The organism is Puniceibacterium sp. IMCC21224 (assembly GCF_001038505.1).
In the GTDB taxonomy this organism is placed as follows: Bacteria; Pseudomonadota; Alphaproteobacteria; order Rhodobacterales; family Rhodobacteraceae; genus Puniceibacterium.
On sequence record NZ_LDPY01000001.1, the window covers coordinates 2,190,468 to 2,209,142 of the forward strand.

Annotated in this window: 21 protein-coding genes and 1 pseudogene; 11 read left to right on the plus strand and 11 right to left on the minus strand. The window is 60.7% G+C overall.

Annotation, left to right across the window (positions count from 1 at the left end; translation table 11 throughout):
- Positions 1-345: 345 nt before the first annotated feature.
- The 10 genes from IMCC21224_RS10070 to yajC all read right to left on the minus strand — a co-directional run bounded on the left by IMCC21224_RS10070 (position 346) and on the right by yajC (position 7,453).
- On the minus strand, positions 346-885 hold the full coding sequence (locus IMCC21224_RS10070) for a DsbE family thiol:disulfide interchange protein (RefSeq protein WP_047995246.1): 540 nt from the start codon (positions 883-885) through the stop codon (positions 346-348).
- A complete protein-coding gene (gene ccmD / locus IMCC21224_RS10075; RefSeq protein WP_369796018.1) occupies positions 878-1,042 on the minus strand; it encodes a heme exporter protein CcmD in 165 nt (54 codons plus the stop codon). The genes IMCC21224_RS10070 and ccmD overlap by 8 nt, the downstream gene beginning before the upstream one ends.
- A complete protein-coding gene (locus tag IMCC21224_RS10080; RefSeq protein WP_047995248.1) occupies positions 1,042-1,770 on the minus strand; it encodes a heme ABC transporter permease in 729 nt (242 codons plus the stop codon). The genes ccmD and IMCC21224_RS10080 overlap by 1 nt, the downstream gene beginning before the upstream one ends.
- A gap of 60 nt (positions 1,771-1,830) precedes the next feature.
- On the minus strand, positions 1,831-2,487 hold the full coding sequence (gene ccmB / locus IMCC21224_RS10085) for a heme exporter protein CcmB (protein WP_047995249.1): 657 nt from the start codon (positions 2,485-2,487) through the stop codon (positions 1,831-1,833).
- Positions 2,484-3,098, minus strand: coding sequence for a heme ABC exporter ATP-binding protein CcmA (gene ccmA / locus IMCC21224_RS10090; RefSeq protein ID WP_047995250.1), 615 nt, complete (start codon positions 3,096-3,098; stop codon positions 2,484-2,486). Before ccmA ends, ccmB begins: the two co-directional genes overlap by 4 nt.
- Before the next feature lie 186 nt (positions 3,099-3,284).
- Positions 3,285-3,638 (minus strand): Mth938-like domain-containing protein, encoded by a 354-nt coding sequence (locus tag IMCC21224_RS10095; protein WP_047997020.1) that lies wholly within the window; start codon positions 3,636-3,638, stop codon positions 3,285-3,287.
- 25 nt (positions 3,639-3,663) lie between these two features.
- Positions 3,664-4,416, minus strand: coding sequence for a sulfite exporter TauE/SafE family protein (locus tag IMCC21224_RS10100; protein WP_047995251.1), 753 nt, complete (start codon positions 4,414-4,416; stop codon positions 3,664-3,666).
- A 23-nt stretch (positions 4,417-4,439) separates the two neighbouring features.
- Positions 4,440-5,408 carry a protein translocase subunit SecF gene (secF, locus tag IMCC21224_RS10105; RefSeq protein ID WP_047995252.1) on the minus strand — a complete coding sequence of 323 codons (969 nt, stop codon included), beginning with the start codon at positions 5,406-5,408 and terminating at the stop codon, positions 4,440-4,442.
- A gap of 14 nt (positions 5,409-5,422) precedes the next feature.
- Positions 5,423-7,084 (minus strand): protein translocase subunit SecD, encoded by a 1,662-nt coding sequence (secD, locus tag IMCC21224_RS10110; protein WP_047995253.1) that lies wholly within the window; start codon positions 7,082-7,084, stop codon positions 5,423-5,425.
- Positions 7,085-7,144: 60 nt separating this feature from the next.
- The gene (gene yajC, locus IMCC21224_RS10115) at positions 7,145-7,453 is read right to left on the minus strand and encodes a preprotein translocase subunit YajC (protein WP_047995254.1); all 309 of its coding nucleotides are present in this window, start codon (positions 7,451-7,453) and stop codon (positions 7,145-7,147) included.
- 262 nt (positions 7,454-7,715) lie between these two features.
- Between yajC and metA the strand changes: the two genes are divergently transcribed.
- From metA to IMCC21224_RS10135, 4 genes are all read left to right on the plus strand, one after another.
- Entirely contained in the window at positions 7,716-8,687 is a 972-nt protein-coding gene (gene metA / locus IMCC21224_RS10120; protein ID WP_047995255.1) for a homoserine O-succinyltransferase, read from the plus strand.
- Between the two features lie 51 nt (positions 8,688-8,738).
- Complete coding sequence (locus IMCC21224_RS10125) at positions 8,739-9,722, plus strand: alpha/beta fold hydrolase (protein ID WP_047995256.1); 984 nt, start codon at positions 8,739-8,741, stop codon at positions 9,720-9,722.
- A 224-nt stretch (positions 9,723-9,946) separates the two neighbouring features.
- A complete protein-coding gene (ppk2, locus tag IMCC21224_RS10130) occupies positions 9,947-10,816 on the plus strand; it encodes a polyphosphate kinase 2 (protein WP_047995257.1) in 870 nt (289 codons plus the stop codon).
- The gene (locus IMCC21224_RS10135) at positions 10,809-11,426 is read left to right on the plus strand and encodes a TetR/AcrR family transcriptional regulator (protein WP_047995258.1); all 618 of its coding nucleotides are present in this window, start codon (positions 10,809-10,811) and stop codon (positions 11,424-11,426) included. The genes ppk2 and IMCC21224_RS10135 overlap by 8 nt, the downstream gene beginning before the upstream one ends.
- A gap of 63 nt (positions 11,427-11,489) precedes the next feature.
- Here IMCC21224_RS10135 and tgt read toward each other — a convergent pair whose 3' ends face one another.
- Entirely contained in the window at positions 11,490-12,614 is a 1,125-nt protein-coding gene (gene tgt, locus IMCC21224_RS10140; RefSeq protein WP_047995259.1) for a tRNA guanosine(34) transglycosylase Tgt, read from the minus strand.
- A gap of 220 nt (positions 12,615-12,834) precedes the next feature.
- Between tgt and IMCC21224_RS10145 the strand changes: the two genes are divergently transcribed.
- The 7 genes and pseudogenes from IMCC21224_RS10145 to IMCC21224_RS27035 all read left to right on the plus strand — a co-directional run bounded on the left by IMCC21224_RS10145 (position 12,835) and on the right by IMCC21224_RS27035 (position 18,575).
- On the plus strand, positions 12,835-13,737 hold the full coding sequence (locus IMCC21224_RS10145) for an SPFH domain-containing protein (protein WP_047995260.1): 903 nt from the start codon (positions 12,835-12,837) through the stop codon (positions 13,735-13,737).
- Entirely contained in the window at positions 13,734-14,000 is a 267-nt protein-coding gene (locus tag IMCC21224_RS10150; protein ID WP_047995261.1) for a hypothetical protein, read from the plus strand. Before IMCC21224_RS10145 ends, IMCC21224_RS10150 begins: the two co-directional genes overlap by 4 nt.
- Before the next feature lie 135 nt (positions 14,001-14,135).
- On the plus strand, positions 14,136-15,545 hold the full coding sequence (gene rimK, locus IMCC21224_RS10155) for a 30S ribosomal protein S6--L-glutamate ligase (protein WP_047995262.1): 1,410 nt from the start codon (positions 14,136-14,138) through the stop codon (positions 15,543-15,545).
- Positions 15,546-15,688: 143 nt separating this feature from the next.
- Positions 15,689-16,051: an SUF system Fe-S cluster assembly protein gene (locus IMCC21224_RS10160; protein ID WP_047995263.1), complete on the plus strand. Its 363-nt coding sequence runs from the start codon at positions 15,689-15,691 to the stop codon at positions 16,049-16,051.
- Between the two features lie 81 nt (positions 16,052-16,132).
- Positions 16,133-16,510 (plus strand): iron-sulfur cluster assembly accessory protein, encoded by a 378-nt coding sequence (locus IMCC21224_RS10165; protein WP_047995264.1) that lies wholly within the window; start codon positions 16,133-16,135, stop codon positions 16,508-16,510.
- 107 nt (positions 16,511-16,617) lie between these two features.
- Positions 16,618-17,358, plus strand: coding sequence for a triose-phosphate isomerase (tpiA, locus tag IMCC21224_RS10170; RefSeq protein ID WP_047995265.1), 741 nt, complete (start codon positions 16,618-16,620; stop codon positions 17,356-17,358).
- Positions 17,359-17,631: 273 nt separating this feature from the next.
- Positions 17,632-18,575 (plus strand): annotated as a pseudogene (locus IMCC21224_RS27035) (transposase).
- Positions 18,576-18,675 lie beyond the last annotated feature (100 nt).

The window sequence follows — 18,675 nt, forward strand, 5'->3', positions numbered from 1 at the left end:
GTAAATCCGACCCTGCGGACAGAGTTCTAGACTTCAAGATAGCGCCGATTCAGTCCAAGTATAGCCCGAAGAGGTTGAGCCTTGCGACAAGGCTGGCCTGCAATCGGACTGAAAGCTCCCCGAGCCCGGGCTGGCCTACCCCGTACAGACGCACCTGATAGCACAACAGGTCGAGACGCTGAACCATCAGATCCGGGCCGTGTCGGTCTTTACGCGGTATTCGGGGTCGGTTTTCCAACCCAATTGGCGTTCCCACGCGCGGGATCAGCCATCCGCGATGTGTTGGAGGATCGTTTTGGCGCCACCGGCCAAACCTAGCGGTTGAAGAGGTTCGCTGCCCCCCGCTTAGTCGGCCTGTGCTGCGGTCAATGCGGGCAGAAACCGCTGTTCATAGTCGCTGCCGACCAGCGGCCCTGCAAAGCGGAACAGCACCACACCGTCACCATCGACAATGAACGTCTCGGGCGGCGCGGTCACGCCCCATTCGATTGCCGTGCGGCCCTGCGGATCAAACGCCACCGCAGAAAACGGATTGCCGTCATCATCAAGGTAGCTTTCAGCCGTTCCCGCCTGATCCTTAAAGTTCACACCGATGATCGGAATACCCTGCCCCGCCATTTCCAGCAGCTTGGGATGCTCGGCCCGGCAGGGCGGGCACCAGCTGGCCCAAAAGTTGATCAGCGTCACCTGCCCCGTGTGCAACATTCCCGGTTCCAGTCCGGGATAGTCCGCCAGCCGCTTTTCAGTGATCGCAGGCGCAGGCAGTCCCACCCGGGTCGAGGGCAGCCCCTGGGGGTCGTCGCGGTACATGCCCACGTAAGCCAGCGCGGCAAAGGCTGCAAAGATCAGCGGCGGCGCAATCATCAGCGGTGAAATCTTAGCCATTTCTGCGTCCTTTCAGCACCCGTGCCTCAACCTTGTCCAGCTCGGCGCGGATCTTGCGGGCACGCCACAGGCTAAGCGACACCAGCACAACGATCAGCCCCAGCGCCACCGCGTAAGACGACAGCACCGCGCCTGCATATTTCCCGAGTTCCGGCATTATCCCTGACGCTCCCGTGCCAGTAGCGCGCGCGTGCGTCGCGCCCTGATTTCAGTCTGGGTACGCAGGAACACCAACGCCAAAAACAGCAGGACAAAACCGCCAATACAGACCAGCAGCGGCAGCCAGAACACGTCTGCCACGTTCTCTTCCTTGTCCAGACTTAGTGATGCCCCCTGATGCAGGCCCTGATTCCAGAAATTTACCGCGTAGCGACTAAGTAAGGCAAAGACTGATCCGACCAGGCACAGGATCGCGGTAAGGTCGGCGGCCGTATCGTCATCTTCGATCGCCTCCCACAGGGCGATGTAGCCGAGATAGAACAGAAACAGGATCAGGAACGAGGTCAGGCGCGGATCCCACGCCCACCAGGTGCCCCACATCGGCTGACCCCAGATCGCGCCGGTGGCCAGGGCAATCACTGTCATCACAGCACCAACCGGCGCCGCCGCGCGGGCCGCCAGCGCGCTGACGTGGTGTCGGCGCACAACCCAGATGACAGAGGCGACCAGCATCATCAGCCAGGCATTGATCGCCATAAGTGCCGAGGGAACGTGCAGATAGATGATTTTGACCGTCGATCCCTGCCGGTAATCGTCAGGCGTAAAGAAGAAACCCCAGATCAGTCCGACAACCAGACACAGCACCGCCAGCACCGAAATCCACGGCAAAACGATGTCCGTGGTACGGATGAATCTGACCGGATTTGCATATTCCCACAACGACATGGCGCTTCCTATCCTGCTCCCCTTACGGGTTCAATTCACAACTACGCTTGGGCGATCCGGTCATCGCAAATTGATCCGCAGCACGACGGCAGAGGCAAAGGGCAACAACGCCATCGCGCCAAAGCTGATACCCCCCAGCATCGCCAGCGGAGTGGCGACGGCCAGTCCTTCGGCGCCGCGCCGCGCGACCTCGGCGCCAAAGATCAGCGTCGGCACATAGAGCGGCAGCACCAGCAGTGATAGCAGCAGCCCGCCGCGTTTGATTCCCACCGTCAGCGCCGCGCCAAAGGTGCCGATCACTGACAGCGCCGGCGTACCAAGCGCCAGTGACAGCACCAGCCAGAGATAGCCTGACGGTGGTAAATTCAACAACACCCCGAGGGCCGGGGCCGCCAGCACCAGCGGCAACCCGGTGGTGATCCAGTGGGCCAGCGCCTTGACGCTCACCACGGCTTCCATCGGCAATGGGGCGGTGGCCAGCAGATCCAGCGACCCATCCTCCCAATCCAGTGCCAGAATCCGATCCAGTGACAGCAGGCAGGCCAACAACGCCCCGATCCACAGCACACCGGGCGCGATCCGCGACAGCAGGGCCGCGTCCGGGCCGACACCAAACGGCACCATCACCGTCACGATCAGGAAAAACGCAAGGCCCAGGCCAAACCCGCCCCCTGCCCGCAACGCCAGCCGCAGATCGCGCAGCAACAACGCAATCACAAAAAGGCCTCGTCTGCTGATGCCATGACGCAACGCGCCCGGAAAGGCGTCAGGTCCAGTGTGTCGGCCTCGGCCAGGCCCAGATCAATATGTGTCGCCATAAGGGCCGATCCGCCCGTCGCAAGATGACGCCGCACCGCTGCGGCGAACAGATCGACCGACGCGGCATCCAGCGACACGGTTGGCTCGTCCAGAATCCAAATTCGTGCGCCACTGACCATCATCCGCGCCAGCCCCAGCCGCCGCTTTTGCCCCGCAGACAGTGTCCCCGCAAGCCGATCCTGCAAGTCCTGAAGATCAAACGCCACGAGCGCATCGTCGATGCCGCTGGTCCCGAACACGCTGGCCCAGAAGGCCAGGTTCTCGGCAACACTCAGCATCGCCTTGAGCCCGTCCGCATGACCGCCATAAGCCAGAGATTCGCCTGCGCACGCGACCTTACCGGCGAAGGGCGGCTGCAACCCGGCCACGGTACGCAGCATCGTGGTCTTACCGACGCCGTTAGGCCCACGCAGCACCAATGCCCGCCCGGACACCAGACCAAAGCTGACGCCCTCAAGCACAGTCACCCCGCCGCGCGCTACTGCCAGATCCACAACCCTCAACATCATGGGCCATGACTTAGCCCAAGCGCCCGCAGCACAAAAGCTGCAATACGCCGCACAGCCCCCTGCTGCCCGCAAAGCTTAGGTAAGTCTGATCAAAGTTCGCAGGGATGTAGGGGACACCGCGTCCCTCAATCGCTTCAGGAACAAGCCACCAAGAGGCAATGCGCCGACGCACCAATGCCGGATGGCTCAGACCGGCAACACGGCAAGCGCCACGCGCCGCCCCTCGGACAGCAGCACATTGTATGTCCGGCAGGCCGAAGGCGAATTCATCACTTCGACACCCAGACCCGCCGCATCCAGCAAGTTGCGCAAGGCAGGCGGCAGATGCGTGATCTCGCTGCCAGTGCCTAAGAAAAGGACATCAACCTGACCGACAAAGCTGAGCAATGTCGCGCTGTCGTCGAATCCCCCCCAGGGTTCGACGCCGCGACCCGACAGGCACAGCGGTCCATTGACGGCCCGGCCTCCGATGCGAAAGAACCCAGGACCGTAGGCTTCGACCGGCACGGCATCGCTGTATATCACTTCATTGAGGCGCATTGTGACCTCTCCCATTTGTGATCGTTCAGTCCCAGATCGGCAATCCGAACACTATTGATACACCAATTAGCACATATGCTGCAGTGCAGTATAGTGCTTCCCTCTCTGGTTGAAACAGCGCCTGACCTACTCTCGTTCCGAGGCCATACGGCACCAGCATGATCAGCCCCAACCACAGAGCAGAGCCTGTCAGCAGGCCCTGAATCGCCAAAAGCGGCAACAACAACAGACTGGTGATGGTCAGAAAGACCAACGCCGTCGCGCGCGACGTTGCGACCGAATCGCTGCCTGCCAGTTGAAACAGCACCATCACCGGCCCCATCAGCCCGGTTGATCCGCCGACAAATCCCGTGGCCAGACCAACAGCGGCGCGCGTTCGCGCCCGTGGTACGGTACGATAGCGCCAGCCACCGATCAGCGCCGCCAGTGTGATCCCGGTAATCCCGACGACTCCCCAGCGCAGCAGATCTATATCGGCGGTGCGCAACACCCAGATCCCGGCCGACGCGCTGAACGTGGCGCAGACCACCATCAGCGCCACACCGCGCCGTTCCACCTGTGGCCAGGCGCGCGGCAGTACGGTGAACAGTGATGACAAGGCCGAGACCGAAAAGGCGGCCACCGCGACCTCCATCGGCAGCAGTCGCGTGGCGAACGGCATATAGATCAGCGCCGCGCCAAAACCAACAAAGCCGTAGACCAGGCCAGCGGCAAACACCACTATCGCCAACCAGGGCAGCCCCGGGATCGCGAGTGACTGAACCATCAGATCAGGCATTCCCAACGGCCCGAACCGCCGGATCAGGCATCAATATCCGCAAATTGGGTGCCCGATTTGGCGTCGGTCTTGGTCCAGTCCCGCTTGACCCCAAGGTAGAGCAGGATCGCAGAAGCGACAAAGATCGACGAATAAGTGCCCACAAGAATGCCCCACATCATCGCAAACACAAAGCCACGGATCACGTCACCGCCCAGTACAAACATCGCCACCAACGCAAGCATCGTGGTCAGCGAAGTCATGATGGTCCGGCTCAGCGTTTCGTTGATCGAAGTGTTGAGCACCTCTTTCAGCGGCATCTTTTTGTATTTGATCAGGTTCTCGCGCACCCGGTCGAACACGACGACAGTATCATTCAACGAATAGCCGACAATCGTCAGCAGCGCTGCGATGATGGCGAGGTCAAAGCGTATCTGAAGTTCGGAAAACACACCGATGGTCAGCAGAACATCATGCACCAGCGCCAGAACCGCGCCTGCCGCGAACTGCCATTCAAAGCGCAGCCAGATGTATATCAGCACCGCGCCGATGGCGAGAACCACGGCGATCACAGCGGTTTGGATCAACTCTCCTGACACTTTTGGGCCGACGGATTCGACCGATTCAAAGCTGATGTCCGGCACAGTCGCCGCCAGCGCTGACTCGACATCTGCGATCAGTTCGGCCGTCACCGCCTCTTGATCGTCCTGCGCCTGAATGCGGATCATCGCCACGTTGCGATCGGCGGCAAAACTGGGATCAAAGACCTCGGTTATGGTGATATCACCCAACCCGAGTGGCGAGATCGCATCGCGGTAAGCGCCGACATCGACGCTTTGAGTGCTCGATGTGCGGATCGTGGTCCCACCGCGAAAGTCGATACCGTAGTTAAGGCCTTGCACCATGAACGAGGCAAAGGCCACAATCATCATCACACCGGAAATACCCAGCCACAGTTTCCAGCGGCCAAAGAAATCCACGTTGGTATTATCGGGAACCAGTCGCATGCGCATCAGAGTGCCGCCTTTCAGACTTCGATGGTTTTCGGGCGGGTGCGCCCGAACCAGATCACAATCATCAGCCGCGTGACATAAATCGCGGTAAAGACCGAGGTGACGATCCCCAGACCCAGCGTGATGGCAAAGCCGCGCACCGGACCAGAGCCCATGGCGAACAGGATCACAGCCGTGATGATCGTGGTCAGGTTGGCGTCGACGATAGCGCTCAGCGCTTTTTCATAACCCAGTTCGATGGCACGGGCGGGGCCACGCGCGGTGCGCAATTCTTCGCGGATCCGCTCGAACACCAGCACGTTGGCATCCACCGCCATACCGACCGTCAGCACGATCCCGGCAATGCCAGGCAGCGTCAGCGTACCACCGATCAGGCTAAGTACACCAAACAACAGCGCGATGTTAAAGATCAGGGCGATATTGGCAAAGACACCGAACAGCCCGTAAGACAAGAACATGAACACCAGCACGGCGGCAAAGGCCACCATGGTTGCGATCTTGCCCGCGTCGATGCTGTCCTGACCCAGTTCCGGCCCGACAGTGCGTTCCTCAAGGAATTCCAATCCGGCAGGCAGTGCACCGGCGCGCAGCAGGACCGCCAGATTGGTCGATTCCTCGACCGAGAAATTGCCGGTGATAATGCCGGACCCGCCTGCAATATGGCTCTGGATGACCGGGGCGCTGATCACTTCGCTGTCCAGCACGATGGCAAAGGGGCTGCCGATGTTGTCTGCCGTGTAATCGCCAAATTTACGCGCGCCCGCCGGGTTAAAGCGGAAGCTGACCGCCGGACGCCCGTTCTGATCAAAGCTGGGCTGGGCATCGACCAGCTCTTCGCCGGTGACGACCGGCGCCTGTTCCAGCGTGTAATATAGCCCCTCTTCGTCGGCGGCCGGCAGAATCTCGTTGCCGATGCCGGCGCTGGCCTGTGCGTCAGATCCGCGGCCGACAACAGGCTGAAAGGTCAGTTGCGCCGTGGTGCCAATGATTGCTTTCAGCTCAGCCGCTGACCCGACACCCGGGACCTGGATCAGAATGCGGTCCGCGCCCTGACGCTGAATCGTCGGTTCGCGCGTGCCAACCTCGTCGATCCGGCGCCGGATAATCTCAAGACTCTGGCGCATGGTGCGGTCGTCGGTCGCCTCGCGCTCGGCCTCGGACAGGGTGATGGTGATCTCGTCGTCCACGCCCTGCACGTCAAGATCGCTTGACCCTGCTGCCGTCAGCGACACCACCGGCTGCGCCAAACCGCGCACCAGTTCAAGCGCACGCGCCATGCCACCGGGTTGCGAAATCTTCACCCGAAGCGCATCAGCCGGTCCAGGTTGCAGACGCACGGTGCCAACCACTGCCCGCTCAGGACGCAGGGCATCGCGCACTTCGGGCCACAATGCCTCGAGTCGGGATTGATAGACATCCGCCACCCGAACTTCGGCCAGCAGATGCGCACCACCGCGCAGATCAAGCCCCAGATTGACAAGCCCAGAGGGCAGAAAATCCGGCCATTGTGCCACCTGCGCGGCCAGTTCCGGCGTCTCACCCGACTGGGTGATCGCCTTGACAGCGTCGTTATGCCCCTCAACCCGGCCATAGAACAGGTTGGGCATCGACAGCCACAGTCCCAATGCAACCGTGCCCCAGATCAGCACCCGTTTCCATAAATCAATCTGCAACATCTCGGGCGTCCGTCAGGTCAGGTCGTGGGCAATTGGAGGCAAAGCGCGGTCAGTCCAGCGTCACTTGGTCAGGCTGGGTCCGCGGTCGTTGGCCGGCTCGGTCTTGGAGAGCACCTGCGAGATCGTGCTCTGCACCACCCGCACTTTGACGTTCTCGGCCAGCTCGACCTCGACCTCGTTGTTTTCCTTGACCTTCACGACCTTGCCGATCAGACCACCCTGGGTCACGACCTGATCGCCCCGGCGCAGCGCCTTGACCATGGCAGTATGCTCTTTGAGCTTTTTCTGCTGTGGCCGGATCAGAAGGAAATACATGATCCCGAAGATCAGGATCAGCGGGACGAATTGCGCAATGGCACTGCCATCCATAGAAAGGCTCCTTGGTGCAAGGCGGGGCACCCCCGCGAGAATTGGCCGTTACCTAAGTCCTGTGCGCAGGAATGGCAACGGGGGAGGCCCGCAAATCCCCTTACCCGCGCCACGACACAACGATGTGGGTGCGAGTCACCCCGCCGCCCCCCTCATGTAGGGTCCCGATCACCTGCCAGATCAGCCGTGCAACAGCGCGCGGGTTGTGATGCCCGCTGCTCTGGCCTATCTCTGCGGCTCTGCACCAACCGGACTTATTCCCATGCCGATAAAACTGCCCTCAGATCTGCCAGCATATGACGTTCTCAACCGCGAAGGCGTCATGGTCATAGACGAAGATGTGGCGTCGCTTCAGGATATCCGCCCACAGCGGATCGGGCTGCTCAACCTGATGCCGAAAAAGATCCAGACCGAGAACCAGTTCGCCCGGCTGATCGGCGCCACACCGCTACAGATCGAACTGTCGCTGATCCGGATGACGGAACATGCCACCAAAAATACCGCCGCCGAACATATGGAGGCGTTCTACCGCCCGTTTGCCGAGGTGGCCGCTAGCGGTGAAAAATTTGATGGTCTGATCATCACCGGTGCCCCGATCGAGCATCTGGAGTTTTCCGACGTCACTTATTGGGACGAGTTGCAGCAGGTTTTCGAGTGGACCCAGACCAATGTGCATTCGACCCTTGGCGTCTGCTGGGGCGGTATGGCGATGATCAACCATTTCCACGGCGTTCCCAAACATATTCTGGATCACAAGGCGTTTGGCTGCATCCGACACCAGAACCTGGCGCCCGCATCGCCATATCTGCGCGGATTTTCCGACGATATGGTGATTCCCGTCAGCCGCTGGACCGAATTGCGCCGCGATGAGATTACCGCCGCCCAGTTGCCGATCCTTATCGACAGCACCGACAGCGGTCCGTGTCTGGTCGAGGACCCGGCCCATCGCGCGCTCTATCTGTTTAATCATTTTGAATATGACAGCGACACGCTGAAACAGGAATATGATCGCGATGTCGCCTCGGGCACGGCGATCAATGTGCCGGCCAACTACTATCCCGAGAATGACCCGGCGCGGGCACCACAGAATCGCTGGCGCAGCCACGCGCATCTTCTTTATGGAAATTGGATCTCAGAGATCTACCTGACGACTCCGTTCGATATCGACGCGATTGGCCGCAACTCGACCGATTTGCGCAAGTCGGCAAAGCCCAGAAAGGACCCCGCTGTCTGAGGTCCTTCTGCGCTGCGCGCAGTTGTTTCCAGTGTGAAAGTGTCCCTCGTGATGTTCAAGACCCTCGCCATCCTATCCATCGCTGTTCTCGGTGGCTGTTCCGCCCTGATCGAAACCCGCGCCAGCACACGAGAGGCGGACGCCCTGCGCGACTGGCCACCGCTGGGTCAGTTCGTCGACGTGGGGGGCGGACGGCAAGTCCACGCTTTTGTGACCGGTCAGGGCCCCGATCTGGTGCTGATCCACGGAGCTTCGGGCAATCTGCGCGACTTTACCTTTGATTTTGTCGACCGGGTTCGCAACAACTACCGTGTCATCGTGTTTGATCGCCCCGGACTGGGATATACCGACCGTGTCGGCGACAGTTTTGGCGGCGCGTTCAATACCTCTGCCGAAAGTCCGGAACAACAGGCCGCCATGCTCTGGAGCGCTGCCGACCGGCTGAGCGTCACAAACCCTATCGTGCTGGGCCATTCCTATGGCGGGTCTGTCGCCATGGCCTGGGGGCTGAATCATCCGGCTTCGGCCCTGGTGATTGTGTCAGGGGCGACGATGCCGTGGCCCGGCAAACTTGGCCCGTCATATACCGTGCTGGGATCGGGCCTTGGCGGCGCGGTTGTTCCACCGTTCGTGACGGCATTCGCCTCGCAAGAGACGATCAACGACGCCGTTCGCAGCGTCTTTGCCCCCAACGCCGCGCCCGATGGCTATGCCCAATATGTCGGCCCCGGCCTGACCCTGCGCCGCGAGTCGCTGCGCGCCAATGCCCGGCAGGTCAATTCGCTGCGCCCGCATCTGGTGCAGATGTCGGCGCGGTATCCGTCGCTGGACCTGCCAATCGAACTGATCCACGGTGACGCCGACACCACTGTCCCGATCGACGTGCATGCACGCCCGCTGGACGCGCTGCTGCCCAATTCCGCGCTGAACGTGTTGCCGGGCGTCGGCCACATGCCGCATCATGTGCAACCACAAACCGTGGTGGATGCCATCAACCGCGCCGCGCATCGGGCGGGTTTGCGCCAGGAGTTATAAACAGCAAAAACGGCTCCACCACCTGGGAACACGGTGAGGGGCATGTGCCCGTCTGGGCGTAGCGGGAACCGCCCCGCGCGTTGGGTACCAGCCTTTGACAAGAGCGCGCCGAAGCGCCTGCGCCCCGTCCGACATGACCCCGCCAATCGACCGACAGCGATTGCGTTAAGCCAGTTAACATCCCATATTACTGGCCAAGAGCAGAACAAAAGAGGCCCTGTCCCGTGACCCTTCCTTTTGACGGCGCCATCAGCGCCTATTACAAAAACGATGCCCCAAAGGATGTGCGCGACGCAATCGAGCGCGCCGACAAGGACGATATTCTGTCCAACGCCTATCCTTATTCTGAAGAAGTCTCAAAAAAGACGTATGAAAAGGAAATGAAGGCGCTGCAGATCGAACTGGTCAAAATGCAGTCCTGGGTGCGCGACACCGGTGCGCGCATCGCCATCGTGTTTGAGGGGCGCGACGCTGCCGGCAAAGGCGGCACGATCAAGCGTTTTCGCGAAAACCTGAATCCGCGCGGGGCGCGCAATGTAGCGCTGGCCAAACCGTCCGACACCGAGATGACGCAATGGTATTTCCAGCGCTACATCACGCATCTGCCGGCTGCTGGCGAAATCGTATTCTTTGACCGCTCGTGGTACAATCGCGGCGTGGTCGAACACGTCTTTGGGTTCTGCACCGATGAACAGCGCGAACACTTCTTTGCTCAGGTCAACGACTTTGAAAAGATGCTGGTGCAGGACGGGATTCATCTGTTCAAGCTCTGGCTCAACGTCGGGCGCGCGGAACAGTTGCGCCGCTTTCTGGACCGCGAAAAGGATCCGCTGAAACACTGGAAACTGTCGTCGATTGATGTCGAAGGACTGGCCAAATGGGACGCCTACTCTACCGCGATCCATGAAACGCTGACCCGGTCGCATACCAAAAAGACACCCTGGACTATTGTGCGCTCGGACGACAAACGCCGCGCGCGTTTGGCGGCAATCCGCAGCGTTCTGGGGTCGCTGGACTACGACAAAAAAGACGCAAAGGCGCTGGGTGAGCCAGATAAAAAGATCTGCGGTGGTCCCGACCTCTGGGATGTCTAAACGCGGATATCATCACGGCAATCTGGCGCAGGCACTGGTTGCGGCAGCCCTGATCCTGATCGAGGAAAAGGGGCCGACCGGATTTACCCTGTCCGAAGCCGCAAAACAGGCCGGTGTGACCCCGGCGGCGGTCTACCGTCATTTTGCTGGGCGCGAGGACCTGATCGCCGAGGCGGCACGTCAGGGCTACGATATTTTTGCCGATGTGATGCAATATGCCTATGACAGTGGCCAGCCCTCGGCGCTCGCCGCATTCGAGGCGACGGGCCGGGCCTATCTGGCCTTTGCCCGGCGCTATCCCGGTCATTACATTGCGATGTTCGAAAGCGGCGTTTCGGTTAATCATTCACCGGAACTGGCGACGGCGTCATCGCGGGCCCGCGCAGTTCTGGAACTTGCCGCGACGGATCTGTCGCAACACATTCCCCCGGACAAGCGGCCCCCCGCTTCGATGTTCTCGGCGCATATCTGGGCGCTCAGCCACGGCGTGGTCGAACTGTTTGCCCGCAATGCTCCGGGCAGCCGCAGCCCCTTCCCGCCCGAAGATCTGCTTGAGACCGGCATCGGCATCTATTTACGCGGACTCGGACTGATCCGACCGGATTCATAAGCCGCGCCTAATTTGGGTCCAAGCGGCACCATACCGCCCGACCTCACCATCATCAGGCCGCCGTTACAGGGCCTCGATATCTCCGGCGGCGCGCATCGCGTGAAATTCGCCCTCAAATTCCGCAAACCGCCCGGCACTGATTGACTCGCGAATTCCCTGCATAAGATCTTGATAGTAATGCAGATTATGCCATGTGAGCAGCATCCCGGAAATCATCTCTTGCGCCCGGAACACATGATGCAGATAGGCGCGGGAATAATTCCGGCAGGCCGGACAGGTGCAATCTTCGTCCAGTGGACGCGGGTCATCCTGATGGCGGGCATTCTTGATGTTGAGCTGCCCGCGCCGGGTCCAGGCCTGTCCTGTGCGGCCCGAGCGTGAGGGCAAAACGCAGTCCATCATGTCAATGCCGCGCTTGACCGCGCCCAGAATATCGTCCGGCTTGCCGACCCCCATGAGATAGCGCGGCTTGTCGTCGGGTAGCATATCGACGGCAAAATCCAGCGTCTGGAACATCATCTCCTGCCCCTCGCCCACGGCCAACCCGCCAACCGCATAGCCGTCAAAGCCGATGCGTTTCAGCGCCTCGGCGCTTTCCTGGCGCTGATCGGGGAACACGCTGCCCTGCTGGATTCCAAACAGCATATGCCCCGAACGATCGCCAAAGGCGTCGCGCGACCGCTGCGCCCAACGCATCGACAGCCGCATGCTGTCCAGCGCCTGCGCCTCGGTGCAGGGATAGGGTGTGCATTCGTCAAACGCCATCACGATGTCCGACCCCAAAAGGCGCTGGATCTCCATCGAGCGTTCTGGCGTGATCTCGTGTTTCGAGCCGTCGATATGGCTTTTGAAGGTTACGCCGCGTTCGGTCAATTTGCGCAGATCCGCCAGCGACATCACCTGAAAGCCACCAGAATCCGTCAGGATCGGGCGATCCCAGTTCATGAATTTGTGCAGGCCGCCCAAGGCGTGAATGCGTTCAGCCGTGGGTCGCAACATCAGATGATACGTATTGCCCAGCAGGATATCTGCCCCGGTGGCGCGGACGCTCTCCGGCATCATCGCCTTAACCGTCGCGGCAGTGCCGACGGGCATGAAGGCAGGTGTGCGGATCTCACCACGGGGGGTTGAGATTGCGCCGGTGCGGGCACGGCCATCGCGGGCCGAGACGGTGAATGAGGTGCTCATGGCGGGATGCTTTAGGCTGCGAAACGGCGTCGCACAAGGGCGCGGCGCAACACTCGGTCAATCCACCCGCCTCTCCCAAGGGCAATCAGCACTTTGCTGGTTTTGCGATTTCAGTCGGGGGGACATCACGCTGATCCCGTTCAGGGACCGATACTAATTGACATTGCATTGACCGGAAAACCCACGTCCACTACGCCAGTATCAGCCAAAGGAGACGCCCGTGCCCCCAGAACTCCAGCTTTTGATCGACGAATTTTTTTCCGGCAACCTGATTTTTATACTGCTTGCCCTGCTGGTCGTCATTGTCATCCTGCGTGCGGTGCGCATCGTGCCACAATCGGAACAATATGTCGTCGAACGATTTGGCAGGCTGCACGCGGTGCTTGGGCCGGGGATCAACCTGATCGTCCCGTTTCTGGACCGGGTTGCGCATAAAATCTCGATCTTGGAACGGCAGTTGCCGACCATCACGCAGGATGCCATCACGCTTGATAACGTTCTGGTGCAGGTCGACACATCGGTATTCTATCGCATCATCGAGCCGGAAAAAACCGTCTACCGCATTCGCGACGTCGATGCCGCCATCTCAACCACGGTGGCGGGGATTGTGCGCTCAGAAATCGGCAAGATGGAGCTGGATCAGGTCCAATCGAACCGCGGCACCCTGACGGCAACGATCAAGGAACAGATCTTTGCCGTGGTCGACGACTGGGGGATCGAGGTGACGCGCGCCGAACTGCTGGACGTCAATCTGGATCAGGCCACCCGATCGGCAATGCTGCAACAGTTGAACGCCGAACGCGCACGCCGCGCCCAGGTGACAGAGGCCGAGGGCAAGAAACGAGCCGTCGAACTGGGTGCCGACGCCGATCTCTATGCTTCGGAACAGGCGGCCAAGGCGCGGCGGGTGCTGGCCGACGCCGACGCTTATGCCACGGGTGTCATCGCGCAGGCGATCGCCGCCGGAGGACTCGAGGCGGCGCAATATCAAGTGGCCCTCAAACAGGTCGATGCGCTGAATGCGCTGGGGGCCGGCGAAGGTAAGCAAACCATCGTGCTGCCCGCCAACGCGCTTGAGGCCTTTGGCGATGCGTTCAAGATGCTCAAGGGCAAACTGCCATGATCTGGGCCATCTGGTGGGTCTGGCTGGCGGGTGCGCTGGCTCTGGCAATCCTCGAATTGCTGGCACCGGGGTTCATTTTCCTTGGTTTTGCCATCGGTGCTGCGGCCGTCGCGCTTTTGCTGCTGATCCCGTTCACGACGTCGCCCGCTGTCCTGCTGGCCGTGTTCGCGCTGCTGTCACTGGCGGCATGGGCGCTGCTGAGGCGGCTGTTTCGCGCCCCCAAAGGTCAGGTGCGCTTTGTGCGCCACGACATTAACGACTGAACCGCCGCATCACTGAGATATGGCGAAACGCAGCGTCGGCGCTCACCTTTCTGTCATACACCTGTGCCAAGGCTGGCTTGCGGCGCTCTGGTCCTGTTGATAGGGCTTGGCGTTCATTTGGCCAAAGGACGCGACATGCACGACGATCTGCCCGAGACACCCGACCTCATCCGATTCGGATGGGAGGAATGGGTGGCATTGCCGGATCTCGGCCTTCCGTCCCTGCGCGCCAAGGTCGATACCGGGGCGCGCACTTCCGCGCTGCACGCCTTTGACATCGAAACCTTTGGTCCCGCCGCCGCCCCCAGGGTGCGGTTTACCATCCACCCGATCCCCGGCCGCGACGATCTGATCATTCCCTGTTCGGCCCCCATCGTTGACCGCCGCACCGTCACATCGTCAAATGGAGAGAGCGAGAGCCGCTATGTCATCGCCTCGACCCTTCGGGTCGGTGGCAATAGCTGGCGGATTGAGCTGACGCTGACCAACCGCGACCGGATGAACAGCCGGATGCTGCTGGGGCGTGAGGCGCTCAAGGATCATATCACCATCGTTGCCACTGACCGGTTCTGTCAGCCGGAACTTAGCTATGATGTCTATTCCAGCCAGACCGTGCGCACCTCAGCCCCGAAACGCGCGCTGCGGGTCGCAGTGTTGAGCCGCGAGGACAATTACTCGACCCGGCGACTGGTGCAAGAGGGCGAATCGCGTGGTCATACGGTCGAGGTGATCGACACAACCCGCTGCTACATGGCCATCAACGCCATGGCCCCAGAGGTGCATTATGACGGTGCCCGCCTTCCCCGCTATGATGTGGTGATCCCGCGTATCGGCACCTCTGTCACCGCCTATGGCACCGCCGTCATCCGCCAGTTCGAAACCATCGGCACCTTTTGCGTCAACGGGTCCGAGGGCATCACCGCGTCACGCGACAAACTGCACGCGCATCAGTTGATGGCCCAGCATAAGATCGGCATGCCTAACACCGCCTTTGCCTCGTCCCCCAAGGACACAGACAGCCTGATGCGGCTGGTTGGCACCGCGCCGCTGATCGTCAAGCTGCTGGAATCAACCCAAGGCAAAGGCGTCGTTCTGGCAGAGACAAAGAAGGCCGCACAATCGGTGATCGACGCCTTTCGCGGGCTGCGCGCCAATTTTCTGGTGCAGGATTTCGTCAAGGAATCAGCGGGCGAAGATATCCGATGCCTTGTCGTCGGCACCAAGGTCGTCGCCGCGATGAAACGCACCGGAGCCGATGGCGATTTCCGCTCGAACCTGCATCAGGGCGGCACCGCGCAGGTGGTCCGCATCACCAAGGAAGAACGCGAAACCGCGGTGCGCGCGGCCCGAGCGTTCAAACTTAACCTTGCAGGCGTCGATCTGCTGCGTTCGGACACCGGGCCAAAGGTGCTTGAGGTCAACTCGAGCCCCGGGCTCGAAGGGATTGAAAACGCAACCAAAAAGAATATCGCTGGTTTGCTCTATGACCACGTCGAAGAACGCGTGCGCCCCGCCCCCGTGCGGCGACGCAAAGTGCTGGGCTAACGGCTGTGGCCCCAGCCAGTCAGCTCCGGGGCTAAACGGGGCCAGCTTTGCCCATACGCACTACAGAGTCCAGGCAGGCACCCTTTACGCGGCGATTGGCATTCCCTATATCTTTGCTCAGGTAAGCGAAAAGGACAAACCCCATGCAAGACGCCAGTCCCCAGCTTGAAGGTGCTCCACTGATTGCGCCCTCCAGCACGGATCATCCGCTCTACGAGCAGGTGGTCGAGGCGTGTCGTGGCGTCTATGACCCGGAAATTCCGGTAAATATTTATGACCTTGGTCTGATCTATACCATTGATATATCGCCGGAAAACGCGGTGGCGGTAACGATGTCTCTGACCGCGCCGGGCTGCCCGGTGGCAGGCGAGATGCCCGGCTGGGTGGCGGAAGCCATCGAACCGCTGGCCGGGATCAAGCAGGTCGATGTCGAACTGACGTTCGAACCGCCCTGGGGCATGGAGATGATGTCAGACGAGGCGCGACTCGAACTCGGTTTCATGTAGGTCACACGGTGGCTTGGGGTCCGCCCCCTTGTGCCAACCGGGCCAGGTGCCTAGATTGATCGTAACAACAGGAGATCCCGCATGTTCGGCATTCCCGGCAAGCCCCCAGTCAGCATGACCGCCCGCGCTGTGACCCAGATCACCAAGCTGATGGAGCGTGACAACCGCGCGGGCCTGCGTATCGGCGTCAAAAAGGGCGGCTGCGCAGGCATGGAATACACCATGGAATATGTCGATACCGCCGACACCAACGACGAGGTGATCGACCAGGATGGCGCGCGGGTGATGATAGCCCCCATGGCGCAGATGTTCCTGTTCGGCACCGAGATTGATTACGAGACATCGTTGCTGGAATCCGGCTTTCGATTCATCAATCCCAACGTGGTTGATGCCTGCGGTTGCGGCGAGTCGATCAAGTTCAAGGACTTGGCCGAACTTGAGTCTCCGGGCAACGGCTGAGTCCGTCCGGCCGCCCCGACCTTCTCTCCTTGGTGCAATCACGCTACACAACTTGACCTTTGGTGCGTTGCCGTGATGATGCGCAACTGTGATTCATAGGAGACGACATGCGACGCAAACTGGCCGCCGGAAATTGGAAAATGAACGGAACTCAGACAGCTCTGGCTGAACTGAGCGCCCTTGATGGCACCAGCAGCCCGACCGTCGAGGTGCTGATCTGCCCGCCCGCAACGTTGCTCCATGCTGCTAAGGGTGTCGCTGGTGACGTCGCCATCGGAGCGCAGGATTGCCATGCTGCAGCCAGCGGTGCCCATACCGGGGATCTGTCAGCGCCGATGCTTGCCGACGCAGGCGCAACCTATGTCATCACCGGCCATTCCGAACGCCGCGCTGACCACGGCGAAAGCGACGCGATCGTCGCCGCCAAAAGCCAAGCTGTCTGGGATGCAGGCCTGACCGCGATTGTCTGCATCGGCGAAAGCCTGGAACAGCGCGACAGCGGCAAGACGCTTACCGTGATCGGCACGCAGCTTGCCAATTCCGTGCCTGATGGCGCGACCGGTGCAAATCTGGTAGTCGCCTACGAGCCGATCTGGGCCATTGGCACCGGCAAGGTGCCCACCATTCATCAAATCGGCGAAGTACACCAATTCCTGCGCGCAGAACTTGTCAGCCGGTTTGGAAACGACATCGCTGGTGCCATCCGCCTGCTCTATGGCGGCAGCGTGAAGCCCGCAAACGCGGCCGAGATCTTTGCCGTCAAAGACGTCGACGGCGCACTGGTCGGTGGCGCAAGCCTCAAAGCCAGCGACTTTGGCCCCATCATTGCGGCCCTGACCAAAGCCTAAACTCAACTCCCAACATCGCGATTCATCTGCGGGTCAAGGATCGCCGCAGGCGACCGCGTGCAAACGCGGCCCATCCTTGAGACGCAGACGACCCGTCAGATCATGGAAGCGGCGCGTTCAGATGCGGACCTGCCGCTGAACCGTCTGCCTAAACAGTTCGGCTTGAACAACTGCCATGTAGCTGAATCACCAAGATAAATCGGATATTTTTCCGGCTTCAAACTGCAGGAATCCGTAGAATCCAATTGAAAAGGCTGCAGTTTGGATCCTGCCATGAAGCACCGCTCGCGTCCTGAGGAACAGGATGATCTCCTCCGCCCCCGATTGGTCGACATGATCGACATGCGCCACGAGCTTGTAAAGCTGGCAGACTTGATCGACTGGGAGGTCTTCGAACGGGAGTGGGCTGGTTTCTTCCCGTCGGCGACAGGGCGGCCTGCGACGCCGCCACGGTTGGTGGCGCCTCATGTATCTGCAGCATGCCTATCGGCTCTCGGACGAGGCCGTGATCGCCCGCTGGGTGGACTCCCCGTATGTCCAGCATTTCACAGGGGAGACGTTCTTCCAGCATCAGCCGCCGATTCATCCGTCCTCGCTCAGCCGCTGGCGTGATCGCATCGGCGAAGAGGGCGCGGAGTGGCTGCTGACCAAGACGATTCAAGCGGGCCGGTCTGTCGGTATCATCGACGACGACAGCCTGGCGCGCGTCTCCGTCGACACCACCGTGATGGAAAAGAATATCGCGTATCCAACCCCCTCCCGGCAGCATCCTGCGGATGCGCCTGCCGGGCAATGGACGCCCGGCTCTACGAGAAGGCGCGGGTGAAGTTGGTCGCGCTGGCAAAGGACCTCGCCGCCCGGACCTCGCCGTCGTGGACCGCGGCTACCGTGGACACGGTGTCGGAACAACCCATGTGTTGATCTCCGGAATGCGTCGCGGGCTGACGGATGGGCTGAAAGCGCAGCTCCGAAGGCGCAGTGCGATCGAGCCGGAGATCGGCCACATGAAGACCGATGGCCGCCTCGCGCGCTGCCCTCTCAAAGGGACCAAGGGCGATGCGCTCTTCGCTGTCCTGTGCGGCTGCGGGCACAACATCCGCAAGATCCTGGCCCGCCTGAGGGCCCGTTTGGTCCTGTTGTTCGAGGGCCTGTCACGGGCGCAGCGCGCGATCAACGCCTTCACCGTCCGATCAATAGCACTGCAAATCGCCGCGTAGGTGTTGTTCAACGTCGACTAAATAAAGGCCCCCAAGAAAGCCTCTTTTTCATAACCGCGCATTTCGTCGAATTTTGAAATTCGACGAAATTACGGCTTCT